Consider the following 23,079-nt stretch of genomic DNA (forward strand, 5'->3'; position numbering starts at 1 on the left):
CTACTTTTCCAATTCTACGATACTAGCAGCGCCCATTCCACCACCAATACAAAGCGTTGCTAAACCAAATTGTGTGCTCTGCATTTTCATCGCATGTAGCAACGTAACAAGAATACGTGCTCCACTTGCACCAATTGGATGACCTAGAGAAATTGCTCCACCATGAATATTTAAAATGTCAGGATTAATATTCAGTTCTTTTTGAACAGCTAATGCTTGCGATGCAAATGCTTCATTAGCTTCGATTAATCCAATTTCTTGAATAGAAATATTCGCTTTTTTCAATGCTTTATTAGTTGCTGGAACTGGACCAATTCCCATGAAATTAGAATCTACTCCCGCAGTAGCATTTCCGCGTAATGTAGCCATTGGTTTAATATTTAACGCATTCGCCTTTTCCTTACTCATTAATACGAGTGCAGCTGCACCATCATTTATTCCAGATGAATTCCCAGCCGTTACTGTTCCATCCTTTTTAAAAGCAGGGCGTAAATTAGCTAGTTTTTCTACTGTTACCCCACTCCTAGGAAATTCATCTTTATTAAAGATGAATTCTTCACTTTTTGATTTTCGAATTTTAACAGGTACAATTTCATCAGAAAAAGCTCCTTGCTCGATAGCTTTTTCTGTTTTTTGTTGGCTCCATGCTGCAAATTTATCCTGTTCTTTTCGACTTATTTGATATTTATCAGCTATATTTTCTGCAGTGATTCCCATATGAACATCATTAATTGCACACCAAAGACCATCTTTTATCATACTATCTACTACTTTTCCATCACCCATGCGAAAGCCTTGTCTCCCTTTCTCTAAAAGATAAGGAGCTTGGCTCATATTCTCCATTCCACCTGCTAAAACGATGTCGGCGTCTCCAGTTTGTATAGCTTGTGCAGCGAGATGAACACTTTTTAACCCTGACCCACATAATTTATTAATCGTAGTAGCAGGAACATATTCAGGAATACCTGCTTGTATTGCTGCTTGTCTAGCTGTCCCTTGACCAAGCCCAGCTTGTAATACATTACCAAAGATCACATCTTCTACTTCTTCTGGTTTAACATTTGCACGGTGAAGTGCTTCTTTCATTACAATACTACCAAGTTTTGTCGCAGGTATATCACTTAAAAGCCCCATAAAACTTCCTGTAGCAGTCCGGACAGCACTAACAATCACTACTTCTTTCATCATCCAACTCTCCTATCTAATTTATCTTTGTTTTAATATCCTCGTGAATATTAAAATCAGCTTCTGTTTTATCACGTACTTCATCTACACCAACACCTGGCATCAGTTCTATTAATGTTAATTCCTTATTTTCAATTTTGAATACCGCCAATTCAGTAACAATCATATCTACCACATTACTACCTGTTAGAGGTAACTTGCATTTCTTTACTATTTTTGGTTCTTCTTTTTTAGATAAATGTTCCATTGCTATAATTACTTTTTTTGCTCCTGTTACTAAATCCATAGCACCACCCATTCCCGGAACTAACTTACCAGGAATAATCCAATTGGCTAAATTACCTTCTTGATCTACTTCTAGACCTCCAAGTACAGTTACATCTACATGTCCACCACGTATAAGTTCGAAGGAGAATGCACTATCAAAAAACGCTCCACCTTGTTTAATACCTGCAGGTTGACCACCAGCATTAACTAAATCTGGACTAACATTATCTTCTACACTTGATAACCCTATGAATCCATTCTCTGATTGAAAGGTTACTTGGATATTATTAGAAATATAACTAGGAATTAAAGTCGGAAGCCCGATTCCTAAATTAACTAAATCTCCGTTTTGTAATTCTTGTGCCACTCGTTGTGCAATTCGTTCCTTGGCACTTATCAATGTTTTATTCATTATTTTTTCATCCTCTTTTTATATTAGAATTTTATCAACTAATACATTTGGTGTTACGATACACTCTGGATCAAGTTCCCCTATCTCTACTATATGTTCAGCTTGAACAATCACTAGCTTAGCAGCTAGAGCAATTAATGGATTAAAATTCCTAGCAGATTGTCGATATACAAGATTACCGCTTTTGTCAGCTTTATAAGCTTTTATAATGGCTATATCAGCTTTTAAAGGTGTTTCTAGAATGTATTTTTTCCCCTCTATTTGCATTACTTGTTTATCTTTTTCCACGACAGTTCCAACTCCAGTAGGTGTCAAGAAACCACCTAGTCCCGCTCCACCAGCACGAATTCTCTCAGCTAACGTACCTTGAGGAACCAGCTCAACTTCGAGTTCCTTAGATATCATTTTTCTTCCAGTAGCACGATTCGTGCCAATATGTGATGTTACTACTTTTGCAATACGGTTATTAGCAATCAATGGTCCAACACCATTATTTTCAAATGAGGTATCGTTTGTAATTAACGTTAACTCATTTGCTTCAGACTCTAAAATAGCTTCTACTATTTTTTCTGGAGTCCCTACTCCCATAAATCCACCCGACATAATTGTCATTTTATCTTGAAATAAACTCTTACTTTCATTAAATGTAATTAGCTTATTTACCATCAAAGCCACCCCCTATGTTATTTTTCTTTGCTGCTGTCAATTCTATATAGCAAAAATCATGCCAACTATCTAAATTTTAATATTATGTAGTGTGGAACCTTCGCTTTAATGGAATCGCTTACAATTAAATGAAATTCTTTTACTCAAACCATTTCCGTTTAACCGGAATAATTCCGATATCGCGGAACTATTCTCTGTGTTTTTTCCGCATAAACGGAATCAAAACACAGAACAAAAGCGCAAGCGCCCGTTTATCACCGTATGTCCTGGACGGGACCGTATGAGATAAAGGAAACACGATTAGCGGATGCGAATCGATGTTGACTTATCGTAAGGAGGTCTCCGGAAGGACAATAGGTGATGGGCACTGGAGCTGGACGTGGCTAGTTAACTTAGTTGTTTATCGACAGCTCCAAAATTTTATAATTCCTACACCATTAAAAAGACATGACTTTATTAACAACTTAGTCATGTCCTCTCCATTCACTCTTTTGGTAACGTTAAAGCAATTTATTACCTGCAGTTTGCCATAATTTATACCACTCTTGTCTCGTTAATTCAACATTTGAAGCTTCTACTATATTTGTAAGGCGGCTCGGTGTCATCGTACCAATAATTGTTTGTATCTTTGCAGGATGACGTAAAATCCATGCTACTGCAATTGCCGATTTATTTACATTATATTTATCTGCCAACTGTTGTAGTTCTGTATTTAAAGCTGGATAGTCTTCATTATCAACAAATAGACCTTCAAAGAAACCATGACGAAACGGTGACCACGCCTGTATGGTTATATCGTTCAACCGACTATAGTCTAAAATACTACCGTCTCGATCTGATGCTTGTTCATATAGCGTATTTACATAAAGGCCTTGATTCATCATACCTGAATCAGTAACACTCAATTGAAGTTGATTGGTCACAATGTCTTGTTTCATGTATTTTTGTAGTAATTCAATTTGCATGGAGTTATGGTTGCTTACTCCAAAATGACGCACTTTTCCACTTTTATGTAACTCCGAAAATGCCTCTGCTACTTCTTCCGGCTCCATTAACGCATCCGGTCGGTGTAATAAAAACACATCTAAATAATCTGTTTTCAAACGCCGTAAGCTATCCTCTGCAGATGTAATGATGTGCTCTTTTGAGAAGTCATAATATCCATCACGAATTCCTGTCTTCGATTGAATGATGATATCTTCACGTCGTACTTCACTGGGAAAAGCATGAGCGAAGATTTCTTCAGATACACCTTTTCCATAAATATCTGCATGATCAAAGAAATTCACACCATTTTCAATTGCATTTGAAATAACTTTTTCAGCTTCAGCTTTTGTTCGTTTGTTCATACTCATACAACCTAAAGCAATAGCAGGTACTTCTAATCCGCTTTTACCTAATTCGATTTTTTTCATATGATCACCTCTAAAACCACTATACCATTTAATAATTAATGGAGCAGTCTAGATGATATAAAATAATTATGCATCGGGATTCGATTCTCATGATGTACTTCATTTATTTACTATTTTTTAATGGAATTCTACAGCATTATGCTAGAAAAGGACTGCGCTATATAGCACAGTCCTTTCAGATCATTGATGCTCTGGTATTTCAGATTAATGATCTAGTGATGGTCATCGTTACGATTAGCCATGCTATCTTCAGCAATACTTATCATTCTTTTAACCATCTCTCCACCCACCGAACCGTTTTCTCGTGCTGTGGTATCAGCACCTAATTGAACGTGCATTTCACTCGCAATTTCTTCTTTCATTTGGTTTAATGCGCGATCTGCTTGCGGTACTAACAACTTATTTCTACGTCTGCCAGCCACATGATCACTCCTCGGTGTAATTGAACAGCAGTTTTATATCCACTGTTCATTCATCATTTTTTGTTAATTTATTTAATTTTATGCTCGGAAAACACTTCCACTTAATTACTATTTCATTAAAAAATATCGTTCTAATCTCATAACTCCTTTCATACATTACCCATGTGCGATTTTTTAGTATCGGGAGGAAATAGAGAATGGTAAAGTGTCATCATGAAGTTAAGTTAAACACTAAAAGTATACGGGTTTGGGAATTTATTGAGGATTGGTCAAATTGGGTTGAAATCGTGCCGGGTTATCAAGAACATCAAATCGTATCTAATGAAGAATCGATTTGGAAAATACATGGTGAAGTCGGCACATTTAAAAAAGACACACATATTCATGTGCGCATCTTAGAAATAAAAGCTCCTTCATCCATTCTTTTTACAGTTGATGCTTTAAATGAGCAATGTTTAGGTAAAGGCAGTCTTCATGTAAAATCATTTAATCAGAATGACACAATAATGTCTGGAAATATGGAATTAACAATTAAAGGCTGGAAAGGTACAATGGTTTATCCCATCGTAAAGCAATTACTCCCAAAAATATTGGAAGATTTCATGGAAAAGATTTCGACAAAAATAGAAAAACCAAGTAAACTGCAACGTTCCATGCGAGTAAATATCCCAATTTAATCAACACAGTATTTACTCCTTTCCCCTCCAATGATAAAGTATAAGAGGCATGTTTGAGGGAAAGGATACAGTTTACATGGATAAAATAAAACAGAACAAAGCTATAAGAGAATATTTGTATATTATTGTCGGAGCAACACTTGTAGGACTTTCTTACAATATCTTCTTTTTACCAGCAAGGCTAGCCGCAGGTGGAATTTCGGGAATTAGCACCATTTTCTTTGAATTATATCAAATAAGCCCTGCATTATTACAATTCGTCATCAATATTCCTATTTTTATTATTGGTTGGATTGCATTGGGGAAAGATTTTAGCTTCAAAACATTACTTGGAACATTTTGGGTACCATTTATTATCTTAATAAGTGCTGAGACCCCTGTGACAGTATCTAACCCACTGTTAGGTGCTTTATACGGTGGTTTATTGCTTGGTATAGGGTTAGGTATTGTTTATAAAGGAAATGGATCTACTGGCGGAACAGCAGCAATTGCCCAGATAGTTAAAAAATTCACTGGGATATCCAGCGGATACTCACAGTTTATTGTTGATGGCCTTGTAGTAATAGGTTCCATTATTGTATTTAGTGTCGAACTCACCTTATTTGCATTAATGGCTATCTATATATCAGGGAAAGCAATTGACTTCGTTCAATTACGTACTTCTTCTACTAAATTAATTATGATTATCACTGAAGATGAAGAAGCCATTCAAAATCTAATCCAAAAAGGAATCGATCGTGGACTTACTAAAATTCGTTCCGTGGGTGGATACACTAAGCTTGATAAAACCATGATCCTTTGTGTGGCAGAACAACCAGAAGCAGTCAAATTAAAAAAGCTCTTACAGACAGAGTCTCCAGATTCATTTGTCATATTTATAAATGCATCGGAGATCCTCGGAAAAGGATTTTCACTCGACCGTTATTCTGGACAAAAGTTATAGGAGCATAACATAGTAACAGAACTACAATCTACGTAAAAGATGTAGTTCTGTTTTTTATTATTTCATTCTTAGCGCTTTTGACTCTGACTTCTGCATTTCTAACTAATTTTGTATTACCTATCCTATAACAACTAGCCTCTACTTTTTTTAAGAGCTTGATGAATATCGTATTTTATATCCTCGACATCTTCTAATCCAACTGAAATTCGAATCTGATCCGGTGTTACACCTGTTCTTTTTTGTTCCTCTGGGCTTAACCTTGCATGTGTTGTACTTGCTGGATGAATGACAAGCGTCTTTGAATCGCCTATATTCGCAACATGTGATAAAAGCTTTAACGATTGAATAAACGATTTTGCCGCTTCATGTCCTCCTTCTATACCAAATGTTAAGATCGCTCCAGTTCCTTTAGGTAAATAGGTTTTTGCAAGTTCATACTGATGATTCTCTGATAATCCAGGGTAGTTCACCCATGTAACCTGTTCGTGTTCTGCTAAATACGCTGCAATTTGTTTTGTATTTAATACATGTTGCTTCATACGTAGTGGTAGTGATTCTAGTCCTTGAATGAATAGCCAACCATTAAATGGTGATAATGCTGTCCCAATATCATGTCCTAATTCAAATCGTGCTTTTGAAATAAAAGCATTGTCATTTTTTAGTTCGACATAAGATTGATTGTTTAAGGAACTTTTAGGTGTTGTAAATTCAGGGAAATTCCCATTATCCCAGTTAAATTTTCCAGAATCAACGATAATACCGCCAATGGATGTTCCATGCCCTCCAATAAACTTAGTGGTCGAATGAATCACAATATCGGCACCAAATGAAATTGGTTTCTGTAAGTATGGAGTTGTGAAGGTAGAATCAACGACTAAAGGAATTCCATGTTCATGTGCGATAGAACTTAATGCTTTAATATCAGCTATTTGTAACCCAGGATTTCCAATTGTTTCTGTAAAGACTGCCTTGGTATTCTCGTTAATGGAAGCGGATATTTCTGAGAAGTTTGTACCTTCAACAAATCGAACTGTTACACCAAAGCGTTTAAATGTCTCCGAAAATAGATTATAAGTACCACCATATAACTCATTTGTAGCCACAATTTCATCGCCTACTTTCGCAAGCGTTAATAAAGCAATTGTAATAGCGGATTGTCCAGAAGAAACTGCAAATGCATCAATACCACCCTCTAATTCAGCTATACGCTTTTCAAGAACACGGTTTGTTGGATTTGCATTACGTGAATAAATGTAGCCAGCTTCTTGCATTTGAAAAAGAGACGCAGCTTGTTCCGGACTTTCAAAACCATAGGATGTCGTTTGATAAATAGGTACTGCCCTAGCATTTGTTTCTCCATCAAACTCCTGTCCTCCATGTTGCGCAATCGTATTAAAATTTAATGTTCCGTCAAAATTATTCGTCAATCTTTTTTCTCCCCCTTCATTCTATGGGTTCTAAGTCAAATGTTGGGGTGAGCAATTAGCTCACTCCTATTTATATTAAACCACTTTCTTTTTATATTGATGATGTAATAGTATTCTTGCTCGAAAGCGATCGAATCGCCTAAATCCAAATGCATTTCGTTTTATAACCTTTGTTTGATTGTTGATTCCTTCGATATAACCATTATGTAAATCAAAGGCAAAACTATTCATAATTTCTTTTTGCCAATTATGAAAGGTTTCTTTTGCTTTTAGGAATTCCGGCAGCCCTGCATTTTGCACAAGTTCATAAAACTGATAGAGATACTTTTTAGTATTTTTTAAAGCATTAGGGCCGTTGGCCTTGGCTAGTTGAAACCAGACATTATACGCTTCTTTTAACTCATGGGCGCGTTTTAAATCTGGTGACATGTGTAAATAGCGATCTAAATACCATTGTTGCTTTTTCGTTAACTTCGATTGCTTTTTATAAAACACATGTCGCATACGTTTACACTTCTTCCGATCATAATCATGAAACTCTCTCTGTACACGAATTCTCACTCTTTCTAAAGCCCAATATATATATCGTGTAAAATGAAAACGATCGGCGATAACAATGGGGTGCCCTAATGCCTTATCAACAGCTGCTTTAAAGGATGGACTCATGTCCATGACTACAAATTCTACCTTCTCACCATGCATCCTTAGATAATCCACTAATGTATCTTTTTTACGATCTTTTAAAATCTCTAAAGGTTTTCTATTAATCGGATCTGCTATAACCGTTTGATACTTCTCGTTCCCTGCATCCCCTTTATACTCATCAATCGCTATCACTTTAGGCAATGCTTGTGTTTCCTTCATCTTCGATGCAGTAATCTCATCAAATCGACGCATAATGGTAGTTGGCGATGTATGAAAACGTGTCGCCACGTCTCGAAAGCTTTTTCCATGAACAAGCTCTAATGACAATACTTGATTAAACTCAATGGATTGTCTTTTATAACGTTTGACTAAAGGGTTTCTTTCAAAAAATCGCTTTCCGCAGAAAACGCATTTATATCTTCTCTTTCGGTAAAAAATAATCGTTTGCCTTCCGAATATGCTAGGATGACGGACTTTCTGCGTACGATAATCATGTACCTTGTTTGTCCACTCTCCACACTGTGGACAACGATGAGAGGTTCTCTCTAACTCCCACCTAATGTAATAAATACCTTCTCGTACTTCTGTATCTAATATATTTCCTTCTTCCAACCCAGGTAATGTTATGTTAGAATTCAATTGCACGCATCTCCTTTTTGTTTGGTTTAGTGGTTTAAACAATGATAACAAAAATAGGAGATTGCGTGTTTTTTATTTTTCTTTTACCCCAACAAATATTATAGAGCCATTCTATGTAACAAAAAACTCTATTCCGTAATAAGAATAGAGTTTTAAAGCTAATAAATTATTCTACTCTTATCTTTCAAGCAATTTGCTTGATGGAATTGGCACAGTATTCTAATAAGAACCTGTTGCCGAGGTTTCGTTGGGCCATTTCCCTCCGCCTCTCATGATAAGAAAAACGTATATAAAGTTGTTGGTAGAATAATAATTCAATATGTAAGAAATGTCAATAAATTTTCTTTGATTTCAGATAAATAAATTAAATCACTTCAAACTTAAATATCCTGCTGCTTACAAATTTTGATAAAAAAAAGAGAGAAAATATTTAATTAATAATTCCTCTCTTTTTTATTCTTTTATTTACGAGTGATCTTCACTATGTTCAACCTTTTCTAAAATTGTTTCTACTTTTGTATGTCCATGTATCTCACAATAGTAAACAATCGTTCGAATATGATGATAAATTTTACAAGGTCTTGTTTCTTTAATAAAATTTCGACGGTATTCAATATCATGTGTGTCTACATGAATCTTTTCCACATGATTTTCGATTTCTTTCCATTGATGTATCGTATTTTTAGGGGTATCCCCTTCTAACGGCTCAGCAAAAGTCTCTATATGGTTAAAACTAAATATTAATACAAGTGTTAAAATAAGCAACCGTATCATGTATAGCACCTGCCATTCTATTCTTATCTAATGGCTAGTATTGGAAAAAACATAATTTCTTATACATGAGGTAAATGATTCTTAAAGTTTTGATATATAAACCCTCTTACTAATTCTTCAGAATAATGCTTTTGTAATTCTTCTCGCAAGAATTCATACTTAGAAGCATCCTCGATTCCTTCAATGAAATAAGAAATACCATCAAAATCCGAACCAAATCCAATGTGTTTCTCTCCACCGAGTGCACATATATGATCGATATGATGGAAAAGATCAGATACTCTAGCGGACTCTGCATCTTTTACAAGAAATGGAGGATATAGTGCAAGCTGTATTTGTCCGTTGTGATTAATCAACGCCTCAATCTGATCATCATATAAATTTCTTGGATGATCGCAAATCGTGCGAACATTCGAATGGGAAGCAAAAGGATATTTTGCACTTTTCATTACATCCCAAAAACCTTCTACAGTTAAATGAGATACATCCGTAAAGACCATATGGTTATTATTCATTTCAACAACCGACTTACCTAATTTTGTTAATCCACCACCTCGTAGTTCCTCTGCCCCGTCGGCACATAGGTTAGCGTGATTCCACGTTAACCCAATAGAAAGAACACCTAGCCGATACAAATGTCTCAATTTCACCAAGTCATTACCTATTGCTTCTGCTCCCTCTAATGTAAGGACTGCACCAATTTGATTCTCTTCAAGATCATTTAATTCATCCCATTGTTTAATATGTTTTATTTGTGGGAATTTCCCGATAATCTCTGAGTAAAACAAATCTATTTGCTCTAAAGCATGCTGCCATTGCTCATTTGTTGGTACATCTGGATGTATGAAAATAGCAAAGAACTGTACTTGCACACCACCTTGCTGTAACCTTTCTAAGTTTGTATTTAACTCAAGATCATTTTCAAAATTCAACAGTTTTTTTGGTTGTTGAATGCCCCTTTTTGCCATCTGTAATTTAAGAAGTGCATCACAATGTGTGTCGATAAATCTCATTCTTTACACGCTCCTTTACATATACTATACATCATAATACACCTATATTAATGACATGATATTTTATAAATGTATTCAAGTAAAAAACCCGAATTTATTTTCATAAATTCAGGTGTGGTTTCAATGTATATTAACGTTTTATATCATCCATCACGTTTTGTTTTTCTTTCTGTCTTAATTCCACTCTTCGAATTTTACCTGAATTGGTTTTCGGTAATTCGGATACAAATTCTATTTTCCTCGGATATTTGTATGGAGCTACACTAAGTTTCACATGTTCTTGTAATTCTTTTACTACCGCGTCATTCCCGATGATATCATCCTGTAAAATAATAAATGCTTTTACAATATTTCCTCGTTCATCATCTGGACTTGCTACAACTGCACATTCTTTTACTAAGGAATGCTTAACTAAGGCATCTTCTACTTCAAAAGGACCAATTGTATACCCGGAACTAATGATGATATCGTCACTTCTACCTTCAAACCAGAAATATCCATCTTTATCAATTCGTGCTTGGTCGCCAGTGACATAATAATCTCCACGTCGTGATTTTAGTGTGCGTTCCTCATCTTTATAATATCCCATAAACAAAGCTGGTGTATCAAGAGGTATAGCTATATCTCCTACTACTCCATTATCGACCGGATTCCCCTCTTCATCAATAACTTGCACGTTATTACCTGGAGTTGGTTTCCCCATCGATCCTGGTCTCACTTCCATACCTTTTAAAAATCCAAGTAATAATGTATTTTCTGTTTGTCCATACCCATCCCGCACGGTTACATTAAAATACTTACGAAAACGTTCAATCACTTCACGATTCAATGGTTCTCCTGCTGATACTGCACTGTGTAGAGCGTCTAAATGATAATCAGACAGATTCTCCAATTTCGCCATTAAACGGTATTCTGTAGGTGTACAACAAAATACATTAACCTGATGTTTTTCAAGTATTTCAAGGTACCTGTTCGGATCGAATTTCCCTTGATAAACAAAAGCCGTACCACCTTTATATAATACAGATAGGAATGGACTCCACACCCATTTCTGCCATCCAGGAGCAGCTGTTGCCCATACAGTATCTCCTTCTTCTATACTAAGCCAATGTTCAGGAGCTGTTTGCATATGAGCATAGCCCCAGCCATGTGTATGCATGACTGCTTTAGGATTGCCCGTTGTTCCTGATGTATAAGGTAAAAAAGCAATATCGTCTTTTTTAGTATAGATCGTCTCTAATTTCGTAGAAGCTGTTTGTTTCAAGTGATCCAAAGATAACCACTCTGATTTTTCCTGCCCAACAGAAAACTTTATCAAATCGTTAAATTCTTCTACATCTTGGAATTCGCTGGTGTACGCAGAATAACTAACAACACCTTTTACTTCACCATGCGTAATTCGATATTGTAAATCTTTTGTGCGAAGCATCTCCGAACTAGGAATAATAATAACTCCTGTCTTTAGCGCAGCAAGATATATTTCATAGGTTTCCATCAACTTAGGAAGCATTACAAGAATCTTATCACCTTTTGATAACCCGTTTTCCAAAAAAAGATTTCCTATTTTATTAGCATTATCGAATAATTCTTTGTACGTTATTTGCATGTTTTCACCATGCTCATCTTCCCACTTCACTGCAACTCTCAAGTTATCTTCTGCATATTTCTCAAACTCATTTACAATATTATACTGTTCTGGTGCATGTAAATTAGATTGGTTCATCAATTATTTTCCCTCCTCAAATTAGGACCTACTATTATGTTCTGACTATTATATCAGAAACAATTGTTTATTCAAAACGATAATAATATTCTGATTATACATCTTACTTACTAGCTAGAATCGAATAACTGGTGTATGATTCGTTATATCAGGGAATAGTAGAACTAAGGGGCGTGAGATCGTGCAAGAATTTAATGAAAAAGATTTTGAGCAAGCTTATAATCAAGAAACTTCCAAAATAAATGATCAGTTAGATAAAGAGATACTATTTGCAATGATAGGTGATGTAAACACAGGGAAATCCTCTACCATAAACCAATTAATTGGGGATGAAGTAGCAAAGGTTGGAGCGCAACCAGGAGAAACGACTGGAATTGATAAATACATTTATCGAGATAAAATTATCTTTGCAGACACTCCTGGTTTAGATGATATTAATCATAAAAATTCGGATGAAACCATTTCTTTTTATCAACAAGCGGATGTTGTATTATTTTTCTTAAACGCGGCAGGAACTGTATTTTCTGATGGAGAACGAAAATCGGTCGAACTAATTGAAAAACACAACAAAAATATTGTATTTGTATTAAATAAAATTGATGCTGCAGACGATATTCCGGCTCTTGTTCAATATATTAAAAAGCATACGAAAAATCGTTATACTGTCGTACCGATATCATCACGAACAGGTGAGAATATTCATCAATTACGAGATGAAATTTTAAGTATTCTTAAAAAAAAACAAAAAGAAATTCAGTTCGCACGACTAATAAAAGAAAAATCTGCTACTGCAAATAAGTGGATTTTAGCCGCTTCCGGATCAGCAACTGCTGTAGGAGCTGTTCCATTACCAGGTTCTGATTTCGTTCCGCTCACCGGAATACAAGTTGGTCTCATTGTTCGATTAGCAGCTCTTTATGAAAAACCTCTATCCAAAAAGAAGGCTAGAGAACTTACCATTGCTACCATTACCGGGAATATTGGTAGAACAATCTTTCGACAGGTTACAAAATTTGTTCCAGGTGCAGGCTCTGTTATAGGCGGAAGTGTTGCTGGTGGAATGACTTTAGCCTTAGGTTATGCAGTGAAATATGCATATGAAAATAATATCGAACTAAATGCCGACACATTAAAATCTTTATATACGTACTTTCAAGAAAAAGACAAGAAAGCTTCTCGCCAATAGTGACGAGAAGCTTTTTGTTGCGTGCGTCAATTTCATAATAGCTTTTTGTTAGCGGTTTTGATTTTCATTTACAATCCAGCGTTTTCCGTTCATCACAAATATTCCGATTGTAGTATAGCATACATTTTTAAATCATCTTGTTTTCCTTTTCGGAACATTGATTTTCGCAGTGTTCCCTCATACGTCATTCCAACCGTTTCCATTAGACGATAAGAAGCAATATTTTCTGGTACACACCTAGCTTGAATGCGTTCTAATTCCATCTTATTGAAGCCAAAATCAATGATTTTCCTAATTGCTTCGGTACCTATACCTTGCCTCCAAAATTCTCGAGATATTGCATAGGCTAGTTCTGCACTATGATGTTTTTTATTCCAAATTAAATCAATTGTTCCAATCACCTGATTTGTTTCTTTCCATACAATTGCCCATGGACCAACACCATTTTCCTCATATTGCTTACATGCAAACTGAATAAAATTCTGAGTATCTTGTAACGTCTGATGAGCATCCCAAGTTACATGTGTTGTTAACAATGGATCTGATGCGTAAGCAAATATATCCTCTGTATCACTTTCCTCCACTTGCCTTAAGAATAATCGATTCGTGTCTAATCTTGGATATGGTAAAAACAAATCCGGTATCGGCAATTTCATCCCCTCCAATTAAATAAAAATTATAATTATTATAAGGGAATAAAATTATCATGTCATCAGGAGGAAAAATATTTCTTATTTCCCCACCTGTTATATTTTTCGTTTTAGCATTTCTTTTCCATCATAGGTATATAGCATTTCTTTTTCTTCCAGAACCGTCTCCAAATGAATGGTTCTTCCCCATAACTGATAAATATACGGCATTACATGTTCCAAATATTTAATATCTAATTCAATTCCCTCGTATCCATGTACAAGATACAGTTCTCCATTGCGAAGATAGTCTCCATCCTCTACCGTAATATAAGGAAATCCACCATTTACCCGCATTGAAATAAGTTGATCACGTATTTGCTGATGATCTTTTTCTGTAATTCGATAATCTCTTCCCTTTTTCTCAAAAAGATACATATCTTCTTGTGCAACAAGATCTTTTGTTAAGTAATTACGAATAAACGAAATATCTGATTCAATTTCTCTAACTTCAAAGATTTTTTCTCTTCCTCCATTTGGTTTATAACCGTTTTCTATCATTTCTTTTGTAGGGTGGTTATATCGTTCCTCGATGTCTTCAAATATTTTGATGCCTAAATAATATGGATTGATGGATGTTCGAGATGGCTGTACTACGCCAGCATTTAACTTAGAGTATTCAATGGTTTCATTCGTTGTTAAATCTAGTTCTCGCATAATACGTTGATGCCAATAAGATGCCCATCCTTCATTCATGATTTTTGTTTCTAATTGTGGCCAAAAATAAAGCATTTCTTCACGCATCATCGTTAAGATATCCCGTTGCCATCCTTCCAGTTCACGACTGTATTCTTCAATAAATAATAGAATATCCTTCTCTGGTTGTGGAGGAATTTTCTTCATTTTTTTTCTTTTCTTTGGTTCTTGTTTTAATCGATCTTCATCTAACTTCCATAAGTCATCATACTCTGATACTTTTGAAAGTGTCGTATCCTCTATATCTTCCTCCTCAGTTTGAGGTAATTTTGATCGAACGATAGACGGGTCAATATGCTCTTGAATTGATAATACAGCATCGAGAAAACTTTCCACTTCATCCTTTCCATACACCATTTCATAATGAGCAATTCTTTCTGCCGTAGCAGTCATACTCTCCACCATATCACGACGCGTATTTGAAAAACGAACATTATTTTTAAAGAAATCACAATGCGCGAGCACATGTGCAATAATTAATTTATTTTGCACCAAACTATTTGTATCCAATAAAAATGCATAGCATGGGTCTGAATTAATGACTAATTCATATATTTGGCTCAATCCTAAATCATACTGAAGTTTCATTTTATGGAATTGTTTTCCAAAACTCCAATGGGTAAACCTTGTAGGCATCCCATATGCACCGAATGTATAGATAATATCCGCTGGGCAAATCTCATATCGCATTGGATAAAAATCAAGTCCAAATCCCTTTGCCACTTCCGTAATTTCGTCAATTGCATATGATAATTCTTTAGTCTGATCCAACAAATACCCCTCCCTCAATCACTTATTAATAGTCTATGATACGGAGTTAAAAAATTTACGTAGATTTGTGAGAGTTTTAAAATTGATAACACTTTTAAAACAAATATTCTACTCTTACATTCCCATAAATAAAATACGAAAAAGGCTCAAAAGCATATGACACCTTACTTTTGAGCCTTTTTGCTACACTTTTTCCGGCTGCTTATGAAAGAAACTTTTCATTGCATGATATACATCTGCTTTTTCTTTCAAAATATAATGCTTAAATTTTGGGTCTTCTATATTCTTATAAGCATTCATTAACGTAGAATAACGATTGTACCCATTTACTTCGCCATACCCAAACATATTCGATTTTTCCATGATTTCATGAACTAAATCTATACAGGTAGCATTATCTGAACTAATATTCTCTCCATCTGAAAAATGGAATGGATAAATATTATAGCTTCTTGGATTAAACTTCTCATCAATAACTTCTAATGCTTTGTGATAAGCCGACGAACAAATAGTTCCCCCACTCTCTCCTTTCGAAAAGAAATCTTCCTCAGAAACAACTTTCGCTTCGGTATGATGAGCTATAAATTCAAATTCTACAGTATCGTACTTTGTACGCAAGAAACGATTCATCCAAAAGAAAAAGCTGCGTGCCATGTACTTCTCGAAGGTTCCCATGGATGCGCTAGTATCCATCATGGCTATAACAACCGCTTTAGAGTCACGTTTAATAATTTCATTCCATGTCTTAAAACGAAGATCATCATTATAAATCGGTGTAATTTGTGCTTTCCCTTCACGTGCATTACGTTTTAATGCAGTTAAAATAGTACGCTTCTTATCAACATTGCCCATAAGTCCTTTTTTACGAACATCATTAAATTCTATTTTTTCTGTAGTTATTTCCACTTCATCTTTTTGTTTTAGATTTGGTAGCTCTAACTCTTGAAATAAAGCTTCTTCGATTTCTGCAATGGATACCTCAGATTCATAAAAATCAGTTCCTGGCTGATCCCCTGCTTTCTTTCCATTACCCTGACCTTGTTGACCTTGTTGAGAAGCATTCGGATCACGAGCTACAACATCTCCAACTTCTGATTCTCCATCTCCCTGCCCGACGTGCTTTGATTTCTCATAATTATATCGAATTTTGTATTCATCTAGTGAGCGTATTGGTATCTTCACCACATCGCGACCATTGGACATAATAATATTCTCTTCACTAACCAGATCAGGCAAGTTGTTTTTAATGGCATCTTTCACTTTGTCACTATGTCGTTGCTGATCTTGGTAACCTTTTCGATGGAGAGACCAGTTTTCCTGGGAAACTACAAAATTATGCTCATGTTCTTCCGGCATGTTAACCCTCTCCTATTATTATAATTTTCAGTATTTTCAAGCTATAAAATACTTTCTTTATCCTATGCAATAGAATACAAGTTATTTCCTAATAATTGAAAATAGGGCTAACAAGTTTGTAGGCCTATTTTCAATTATTAACACACACTTTAAATAAAAATATAACACTTGTATCAATTCTAATTTATAACTTCATACTTAAAATAAGATATCTGTCCATATTTTAAGGGCAGTTACAGAAACCAATATTGCTAGAATCAACTGCAATATTTTTGTATTCATCTTTTGTCCAAGTTTAGCTCCTATTGGCGCTGCAAATAAACTTGCAATAATCATAATTGCAGCTGGCAATAGTGGGACTTGACCGGTAGATAATTTTCCAATCGTTGAACCGATGGATGAAATAAAGGTTATTGCTAATGATGAAGCAATGGTAACTCTAGTTGGAATTTTTAAGATGGTAAGCATAATTGGAACTAATAAGAATGCACCTGCAGCACCAACGATACCTGCTCCAATTCCAACGATAAGAGCAGATACACTTGCAACTATTCTATTAAACTTTATTTCATTTGAAGTCACATCGATTTCTTTTCTTGGAATAAACATCATCATAGCAGCTGTAATTGCTAAGATCCCATAAACCATATTAATAATCGACTCAGTAAATAAGCCGGATCCAAAACTCCCGATGATACTTCCAATTAATACACTGATCCCCATGTAGAAAATTAATGATCGATGTAAGTACCCTGTGTTTCTATATGCCCATACACCACCAATGGTTGCAAAAAGTACCTGGACTGCACTGATTCCAGATACCTCATGTGCAGTAAATGCAGTAAATCCTAAAAATGACGGAATATAAAGTAGCATTGGGTACTTGATGATTGAGCCCCCTATACCAACCATTCCAGAAATCATCGAACCAATGAATCCAATTAGAAACACCGTTAACATAAAAAATATATCCAATTCCATTCTTTATCCCCCATCACAATAATAGAAGGGACCAATGATGGCCCCTAATTATCTTGTTATCCTTTTTTGATCCAGAATTTGAATACACCATCTTCTTCACTTGACTCCAGTAGTTCATGACCTCCTGATTTAGCCCAGGCAGTCAAATCATTTTTTGCACCTGGGTCTGTTGCGAGGATTTCAATAATCTCACCTGAATTAATTTCTCCTATTGCTTTTTTTGTTCTTACGATTGGCATTGGGCATGCCAATCCTTTTGCGTCTAATACTTTTTTCACATTCATTTTTAATCCTCCTAATACGTTAAAGTTTGAATTAGCGAATAGCACATCGGTTTGGACCAATTTCCATTTCACGCTGTTGTTCTGCATCTGGGCTAATTTTACCCAAATTGGTTTCACGAATTTCTTGATAAGAATTTGGTTGTGGAGGAAGATTTGTGGTAACTGATTTTGTAAATGCTTCTTCGTCCATATTCAATCCGTGATTCTCTTCATATAACTTGGATAATTTTTTTGCTACAGTTCCGTCTTCATTCAATTCTTTCATAATCATAAAATGTGCAGGCAATACGATTAATTCTCCAGACAGATCTTTATATTTGTTATACAGGCTATCTCTTAAATCATCTCCCCAGCTTTTTGCTTTCCCGGCTAAGTCTGGTCGTCCGATGGAATCAATAAATAAAATATCTCCTGTTAATAGATACATACCATCAATAATCAAAGATGTTGAACCAATCGTATGTCCTGGTGTATGAATTGCTTTTATATCAATAGTTGAAGATCCAACTGTTAGTTGACTGCCATCTTGTAGTCTTTCATAGTGAAAGGTCACCTCTTCTGCATCCCGTGGCGGCAGCCAATAATACCCTCCTGTTTGTTCTGCCAGTTTGCGACCTCCAGAAATATGGTCTGCATGTAGATGCGTATCAATCGTGTGTATAATTTTCACTTCTTTCTCTTTTGCAAATGTTGTATATTTATCTATCATTCTTGTCGAATCAATAATTGCCGCTTCTCCATTTGAGAGAACCATATAAGATAGACATCCTTTTCCGATTCGCACAAATTGATATAGTTCACCCTTACCATTTAAATCACCTAATTTGATTGGCTCTACATGTTCACTCCATGCTTTCATTCCACCTTCAAGATAAAAAACATCTATACCCTTTTCAGAGAGCATTTCCGATATCATGACTGATGAACCTTCTTTTGCACAAACAACGAGAATATCTTTATCAGAAGGTAGTTCGCTTACTAAACCATCGACACCTTCTAATAATTCAAAATAAGGTATGTTCTTTTGCGTAAGTTTTTCACCTTCTACTTTCCATTCCTCAAAGTCTGATTGATTACGAACATCCAAAATAAATAATTCATCTTTCTGTAAAATGCGTCGTGTTAATTCATGCGCACTCATTTTTTTCATCATTTTCATACCCCCATACGTATTTAATATAATAAAAATAAAATGCCTTGTCGGCTTATAATTCGCTTCTTATATCCCCTTGCCATTGACTCATACCTGGTTTCACATTAATTACATGCTCATACCCGCTATCTATGAGCTTTTGTGCTGCCATCCCGCTGCGTGTACCAGTTCGGCAAATAACATAGATTGTCTTGTCTTTGTCTAATTGGTCCATTCGATTATCTATTTCTCCTAAAGGAATAGATACTGCCTGGGGAATATGGCCAAAAGCGTACTCTGCTTGCTCACGAACATCTACTAATATGGATTGATCCGTATGATAGTCTACTAACTTTTTCGTTAATTCATCGTTATCTATTGTTCTTGAAAATATCATTTCTTCTTTTTCCACCTCTGTAGTCTTTCGTAAATAATGCTTGAGTACATTATCTTCTTCGATTGTTCCAAGATATTGATGTCCAGCACTCTTTGCCCATGCCTGTATATCCGATTTCGAACCTTGATCAGTGGCGAGAATTTCAATTATTTCTCCTGCTTTCACATTGTTCATCGCTTTTTTTGTTTTTACAATTGGCATTGGACATGCTAATCCCTTAGCATCAACTTGATGATCTGTTTTCAAGTATTCCATCAAACATTCCTCCTTTAAATTATATAAATAAGTTAATTTGTCCCTCTTCAGCGTCACCAATATATGCAGCTACACCCGCATATTCGATGTCATCTAATAATTCTTCTTTTTGAAGGCCTAGTAAATCCATGGTCATCGTACATGCAATTAACTTTACATCTTGTTCTTGAGCTAGATTAATTAGATCTGGTAATGGCATTGCATTATGCTTGTTCATAACTTGCTTTATCATTTTGGGGCCCATTCCACCATAATTCATCTTAGATAGACCCATTTTATCTGCACCACGTGGCATCATTTTCTCAAACATTCTTTCCATAAAACCTTTTTTTACAGGCACTTGCTCTTCTTTTCGGAGTGCATTTAGCCCCCAAAATGTATGAAAAATAGTAACCTCATGATCATATGCTGCTGCACCATTTGCAATAATGTATGCTGCCATTGCTTTATCATAATCCCCACTAAACAGGACAATCGTTGTTTTCTTCTTTTCCATAATTTTCTTTCCCTCCTCGTCGTATACTTATACCCGCATAGGTATTTAATAATTGAAATAAAAAACGAGTAAATGAGGTAACATTTAATTTCCATTACCAATACCCGTACAGGTATATAATATAGGTAAAAAAAGGAGCTGTCAACCTTTTTTATTATCTACTTTTTACAAGCATGTTGACAGCTTCTTTTACTAGTTCATCACTATCCTCACCACGTTCTTCTGCGTTTCTAACACACTCTATCAAGTTCGTACTAACTAATACACCAATCGTACGGTCAATAGCAGTACGACTTGCCGACAACTGAGTAATAATATCTTTACATTCTTTTTCTTCTTCCATCATCTTCAATACTCCCCGAAGTTGTCCTTCAATTCGTTTTAATCTATTTTTAGTTTGAACATCGTAGTCCATAATCATTATCCCTCCTTCACTTCTATATTATGGTGACGTTAGCCTATATTTTATACCCCTATAGGTATAATGTCAAATGAATAATTTATACCTTGGGACTAGATCAATTTGCAAATAAAAAAGCCAAGAAGTTGATGATCACTAATCAAGCTTCTTGGCTTTTTCTATTTATCTATTCAATAAACTTCCAACATACCGCAGTAATTCATTTGCAGAAACTGAATTATAACCATGTTCATCAATTAGACGAGCAATAACTTCATTAATCTTCTTAAGTTGTGATTCATCTGGTGTTTTGGACGAGGTAGTGATTTTAACCACATCTTTTAAATCTGCAAACAGCTTTTTCTGAATTGCTTCCCTTAAGCGTTCATGCGAATTATAGTCAAAACGTTTGCCTTTTCTTGCATAAGCAGATAATCGAATTAAAATTTCTTCTCGGAATGCTTTTTTCGCATTTTCTGAAATACCTATTTGTTCTTCAATCGAGCGCATTAATTTTTCATCTGGATTCATTTCTTCTCCAGTCAATGGATCACGCAGCTTATTCTTATTGCAGTATGCCTCTACATTATCAAGATAATTATCCATTAATGTCTTTGCAGATTCCTCGTATGAATAAACAAAAGCTTTTTGTACTTCTTTCTTTGCAATTTCATCATATTCTTTTCGTGCAATCGAGATATAATTCAAATATGTTTCCAAATCATCTTTTGAAATAGATGGATGTTGATCCAAACCTTCTTTCAATGAACGAAGAACATCTAATGCATTAATTGATGGGATTTCTTTACGAATAATCGTAGAAGATATGCGATTAATGACATATCTTGGATCTATTCCATCCATGCCTTCATCTTGATATTCTTTCCGCAGCTCTTCAACATCTACTTGATTAAAACCTTCTACGCTTTCCCCATCATAGAGTCGCATTTTCTTAACAACATCTACGCCTTGTTTTTTGGATTCTTTTAATCTACTTAATATAGAAAAAATCGCTGCTGCTCGTAAAGCATGTGGTGCCACATGTACATGTGATATATCACTTTCTTTAATCATTTTTTGATATATACGCTCTTCTTCGCTTACTTTCAAGTTATAAGGTATTGGCATAACAATCATTCGTGAATGTAATGCTTCGTTTTTCTTATTTGATATAAATGATTTATACTCTGATTCGTTTGTATGCGCAATGATAAGTTCGTCTGCCGATATCAGAGCGAACCTTCCAGCTTTAAAATTCCCTTCCTGTGTTAAAGAAAGTAAATGCCATAAAAATTTCTCATCACTTTTTAAGATTTCCTGAAATTCCATCATTCCACGATTAGCTTTATTTAACTCGCCATCAAAGCGATAGGCACGCGGATCTGATTCGGAACCGAACTCTGCAATTGTAGAAAAATCGATACTTCCTGTTAAATCAGCAATATCTTGTGATTTTGGATCTGATGGACTAAATGTTCCAATCCCTATTCTTTTATCTTCAGAGAAAAAGATCCGTTCTACTTTTACGTCTTCAATTTTCCCACCATAATCTTTATCCAATCTCATTGTATTTAATGGCGATAAACTACCTTCAATACGAATACCATATTCTTGGAAAAAATCTTCTCTTAAGTGTTGTGGAATTAAATGTAGAGGATCTTCATGCATCGGACAACCTTTAATTGCATATACTGCACCTTCATCTGTACGAGAGTAATGTTCTAATCCTCTCTTCAACATGCTAACAATAGTTGATTTCCCTCCACTAACTGGCCCCATTAATAACAAAATACGTTTTCTAACATCGAGTCGTTTGGCAGCTGGATGAAAATACTCTTCTACTAATCGTTCGATTGCGGACTCTAAGCCAAAAATGGATGACCCAAAAAATTCATACATTCTACGACCATCTCGTTCCTCTACCCCTGCACTTTTAACCATATTATATACACGTGAATGTGCGGTTTGAGCAACTTCTGGACGATCCTTTATTATTTCTAAATAATCGGCGAATGTACCTTCCCATTCTAATCGTTTTTCTTCATCTCTCAAATTTCTCACTTTGTTTATTATATCCATCGATGACTCCCTCCATCTTGCAACGATTTCTATATCCTATGCATAGGCTGTTTAAATCATGCTTGTACGAATGATTTTGACGAATGGTCCTTATAAACTAACTTCTAATTCGACATATAAATTAAAGCGCAAGCGTCCGTTTATCACCA

At 35.3% G+C, this 23,079-nt stretch carries 23 protein-coding genes and 1 riboswitch; of the genes, 3 read left to right on the forward strand and 20 right to left on the reverse strand.

Annotation, left to right across the window (positions count from 1 at the left end; translation table 11 throughout):
• The 5 genes from OB_RS13475 to OB_RS13495 form a co-directional block, all read right to left on the reverse strand.
• Positions 1-1,188, reverse strand: a complete 1,188-nt coding sequence (locus OB_RS13475; protein WP_041544296.1) for an acetyl-CoA C-acetyltransferase — start codon at positions 1,186-1,188, stop codon at positions 1-3.
• Between the two features lie 13 nt (positions 1,189-1,201).
• Positions 1,202-1,864: a 3-oxoacid CoA-transferase subunit B gene (locus OB_RS13480; protein ID WP_011067026.1), complete on the reverse strand. Its 663-nt coding sequence runs from the start codon at positions 1,862-1,864 to the stop codon at positions 1,202-1,204.
• 18 nt (positions 1,865-1,882) lie between these two features.
• Positions 1,883-2,530, reverse strand: coding sequence for an acetate CoA-transferase subunit alpha (gene atoD, locus OB_RS13485; protein ID WP_011067027.1), 648 nt, complete (start codon positions 2,528-2,530; stop codon positions 1,883-1,885).
• A 500-nt stretch (positions 2,531-3,030) separates the two neighbouring features.
• Complete coding sequence (locus OB_RS13490; RefSeq protein ID WP_011067029.1) at positions 3,031-3,945, reverse strand: aldo/keto reductase; 915 nt, start codon at positions 3,943-3,945, stop codon at positions 3,031-3,033.
• Between the two features lie 212 nt (positions 3,946-4,157).
• A complete protein-coding gene (locus tag OB_RS13495) occupies positions 4,158-4,367 on the reverse strand; it encodes an alpha/beta-type small acid-soluble spore protein (protein WP_011067030.1) in 210 nt (69 codons plus the stop codon).
• A 197-nt stretch (positions 4,368-4,564) separates the two neighbouring features.
• On the opposite strand from OB_RS13495, the gene OB_RS13500 reads away from it, so the two are divergent.
• Positions 4,565-5,044: a CoxG family protein gene (locus tag OB_RS13500; protein ID WP_011067031.1), complete on the forward strand. Its 480-nt coding sequence runs from the start codon at positions 4,565-4,567 to the stop codon at positions 5,042-5,044.
• A 76-nt stretch (positions 5,045-5,120) separates the two neighbouring features.
• On the forward strand, positions 5,121-5,987 hold the full coding sequence (locus tag OB_RS13505; protein ID WP_041544297.1) for a YitT family protein: 867 nt from the start codon (positions 5,121-5,123) through the stop codon (positions 5,985-5,987).
• Between the two features lie 131 nt (positions 5,988-6,118).
• On the opposite strand, the gene OB_RS13510 is transcribed toward OB_RS13505, so the two are convergent.
• The 5 genes from OB_RS13510 to mbcS all read right to left on the reverse strand — a co-directional run bounded on the left by OB_RS13510 (position 6,119) and on the right by mbcS (position 12,208).
• On the reverse strand, positions 6,119-7,414 hold the full coding sequence (locus OB_RS13510; protein ID WP_011067033.1) for an O-acetylhomoserine aminocarboxypropyltransferase/cysteine synthase family protein: 1,296 nt from the start codon (positions 7,412-7,414) through the stop codon (positions 6,119-6,121).
• Positions 7,415-7,489: 75 nt separating this feature from the next.
• The gene (locus tag OB_RS13515) at positions 7,490-8,704 is read right to left on the reverse strand and encodes an ISL3 family transposase (RefSeq protein WP_081427521.1); all 1,215 of its coding nucleotides are present in this window, start codon (positions 8,702-8,704) and stop codon (positions 7,490-7,492) included.
• Between the two features lie 168 nt (positions 8,705-8,872).
• Positions 8,873-8,979: riboswitch (SAM riboswitch) on the reverse strand.
• Positions 8,980-9,163: 184 nt separating this feature from the next.
• Entirely contained in the window at positions 9,164-9,472 is a 309-nt protein-coding gene (locus OB_RS13520; RefSeq protein ID WP_011067035.1) for a hypothetical protein, read from the reverse strand.
• A gap of 59 nt (positions 9,473-9,531) precedes the next feature.
• Positions 9,532-10,485 (reverse strand): dipeptidase, encoded by a 954-nt coding sequence (locus OB_RS13525; protein WP_011067036.1) that lies wholly within the window; start codon positions 10,483-10,485, stop codon positions 9,532-9,534.
• 130 nt (positions 10,486-10,615) lie between these two features.
• Positions 10,616-12,208 (reverse strand): acyl-CoA synthetase MbcS, encoded by a 1,593-nt coding sequence (gene mbcS / locus OB_RS13530; protein WP_041544570.1) that lies wholly within the window; start codon positions 12,206-12,208, stop codon positions 10,616-10,618.
• 181 nt (positions 12,209-12,389) lie between these two features.
• On the opposite strand from mbcS, the gene OB_RS13535 reads away from it, so the two are divergent.
• Positions 12,390-13,394 carry a YcjF family protein gene (locus OB_RS13535; RefSeq protein WP_011067038.1) on the forward strand — a complete coding sequence of 335 codons (1,005 nt, stop codon included), beginning with the start codon at positions 12,390-12,392 and terminating at the stop codon, positions 13,392-13,394.
• A 92-nt stretch (positions 13,395-13,486) separates the two neighbouring features.
• On the opposite strand, the gene OB_RS13540 is transcribed toward OB_RS13535, so the two are convergent.
• The 10 genes from OB_RS13540 to OB_RS13585 form a co-directional block, all read right to left on the reverse strand.
• A complete protein-coding gene (locus tag OB_RS13540) occupies positions 13,487-14,050 on the reverse strand; it encodes a GNAT family N-acetyltransferase (protein WP_041544298.1) in 564 nt (187 codons plus the stop codon).
• 90 nt (positions 14,051-14,140) lie between these two features.
• Positions 14,141-15,553 carry a SpoVR family protein gene (locus OB_RS13545; protein WP_011067040.1) on the reverse strand — a complete coding sequence of 471 codons (1,413 nt, stop codon included), beginning with the start codon at positions 15,551-15,553 and terminating at the stop codon, positions 14,141-14,143.
• Between the two features lie 180 nt (positions 15,554-15,733).
• On the reverse strand, positions 15,734-16,906 hold the full coding sequence (gene yhbH, locus OB_RS13550; RefSeq protein WP_011067041.1) for a sporulation protein YhbH: 1,173 nt from the start codon (positions 16,904-16,906) through the stop codon (positions 15,734-15,736).
• 198 nt (positions 16,907-17,104) lie between these two features.
• A complete protein-coding gene (locus OB_RS13555; protein WP_011067042.1) occupies positions 17,105-17,887 on the reverse strand; it encodes a sulfite exporter TauE/SafE family protein in 783 nt (260 codons plus the stop codon).
• Between the two features lie 56 nt (positions 17,888-17,943).
• Positions 17,944-18,171, reverse strand: a complete 228-nt coding sequence (locus OB_RS13560) for a sulfurtransferase TusA family protein (RefSeq protein WP_011067043.1) — start codon at positions 18,169-18,171, stop codon at positions 17,944-17,946.
• Between the two features lie 31 nt (positions 18,172-18,202).
• On the reverse strand, positions 18,203-19,324 hold the full coding sequence (locus OB_RS13565) for an MBL fold metallo-hydrolase (RefSeq protein ID WP_173338119.1): 1,122 nt from the start codon (positions 19,322-19,324) through the stop codon (positions 18,203-18,205).
• A 52-nt stretch (positions 19,325-19,376) separates the two neighbouring features.
• A complete protein-coding gene (locus OB_RS13570; RefSeq protein ID WP_011067045.1) occupies positions 19,377-19,955 on the reverse strand; it encodes a sulfurtransferase TusA family protein in 579 nt (192 codons plus the stop codon).
• Between the two features lie 19 nt (positions 19,956-19,974).
• Entirely contained in the window at positions 19,975-20,451 is a 477-nt protein-coding gene (locus OB_RS13575) for a DsrE/DsrF/DrsH-like family protein (protein ID WP_011067046.1), read from the reverse strand.
• 154 nt (positions 20,452-20,605) lie between these two features.
• Positions 20,606-20,866, reverse strand: coding sequence for a metal-sensitive transcriptional regulator (locus tag OB_RS13580; RefSeq protein ID WP_041544300.1), 261 nt, complete (start codon positions 20,864-20,866; stop codon positions 20,606-20,608).
• Positions 20,867-21,034: 168 nt separating this feature from the next.
• Positions 21,035-22,930: a PrkA family serine protein kinase gene (locus OB_RS13585; protein ID WP_011067048.1), complete on the reverse strand. Its 1,896-nt coding sequence runs from the start codon at positions 22,928-22,930 to the stop codon at positions 21,035-21,037.
• Between the last annotated feature and the right edge of the window lie 149 nt (positions 22,931-23,079).

The organism is Oceanobacillus iheyensis HTE831 (assembly GCF_000011245.1).
Lineage (GTDB): Bacteria > Bacillota > Bacilli > Bacillales > Amphibacillaceae > Oceanobacillus > Oceanobacillus iheyensis.

What these genes read in the sequence shown, in the direction of transcription:
- OB_RS13475 (WP_041544296.1), bottom strand. Translation starts at nt 1,188, where the DNA reads ATGATGAAAGAAGTAGTGATTGTTAGTGCTGTCCGGACTGCTACAGGA.
- OB_RS13480 (WP_011067026.1), bottom strand. Translation starts at nt 1,864, where the DNA reads ATGAATAAAACATTGATAAGTGCCAAGGAACGAATTGCACAACGAGTG.
- atoD (WP_011067027.1), bottom strand. Translation starts at nt 2,530, where the DNA reads ATGGTAAATAAGCTAATTACATTTAATGAAAGTAAGAGTTTATTTCAA.
- OB_RS13490 (WP_011067029.1), bottom strand. Translation starts at nt 3,945, where the DNA reads ATGAAAAAAATCGAATTAGGTAAAAGCGGATTAGAAGTACCTGCTATT.
- OB_RS13500 (WP_011067031.1), top strand. Translation starts at nt 4,565, where the DNA reads ATGGTAAAGTGTCATCATGAAGTTAAGTTAAACACTAAAAGTATACGG.
- OB_RS13505 (WP_041544297.1), top strand. Translation starts at nt 5,121, where the DNA reads ATGGATAAAATAAAACAGAACAAAGCTATAAGAGAATATTTGTATATT.
- OB_RS13520 (WP_011067035.1), bottom strand. Translation starts at nt 9,472, where the DNA reads ATGATACGGTTGCTTATTTTAACACTTGTATTAATATTTAGTTTTAAC.
- OB_RS13525 (WP_011067036.1), bottom strand. Translation starts at nt 10,485, where the DNA reads ATGAGATTTATCGACACACATTGTGATGCACTTCTTAAATTACAGATG.
- mbcS (WP_041544570.1), bottom strand. Translation starts at nt 12,208, where the DNA reads ATGAACCAATCTAATTTACATGCACCAGAACAGTATAATATTGTAAAT.
- OB_RS13540 (WP_041544298.1), bottom strand. Translation starts at nt 14,050, where the DNA reads ATGAAATTGCCGATACCGGATTTGTTTTTACCATATCCAAGATTAGAC.
- yhbH (WP_011067041.1), bottom strand. Translation starts at nt 16,906, where the DNA reads ATGCCGGAAGAACATGAGCATAATTTTGTAGTTTCCCAGGAAAACTGG.
- OB_RS13555 (WP_011067042.1), bottom strand. Translation starts at nt 17,887, where the DNA reads ATGGAATTGGATATATTTTTTATGTTAACGGTGTTTCTAATTGGATTC.
- OB_RS13560 (WP_011067043.1), bottom strand. Translation starts at nt 18,171, where the DNA reads ATGAATGTGAAAAAAGTATTAGACGCAAAAGGATTGGCATGCCCAATG.
- OB_RS13565 (WP_173338119.1), bottom strand. Translation starts at nt 19,324, where the DNA reads ATGATGAAAAAAATGAGTGCGCATGAATTAACACGACGCATTTTACAG.
- OB_RS13570 (WP_011067045.1), bottom strand. Translation starts at nt 19,955, where the DNA reads ATGGAATACTTGAAAACAGATCATCAAGTTGATGCTAAGGGATTAGCA.
- OB_RS13575 (WP_011067046.1), bottom strand. Translation starts at nt 20,451, where the DNA reads ATGGAAAAGAAGAAAACAACGATTGTCCTGTTTAGTGGGGATTATGAT.
- OB_RS13580 (WP_041544300.1), bottom strand. Translation starts at nt 20,866, where the DNA reads ATGGACTACGATGTTCAAACTAAAAATAGATTAAAACGAATTGAAGGA.
- OB_RS13585 (WP_011067048.1), bottom strand. Translation starts at nt 22,930, where the DNA reads ATGGATATAATAAACAAAGTGAGAAATTTGAGAGATGAAGAAAAACGA.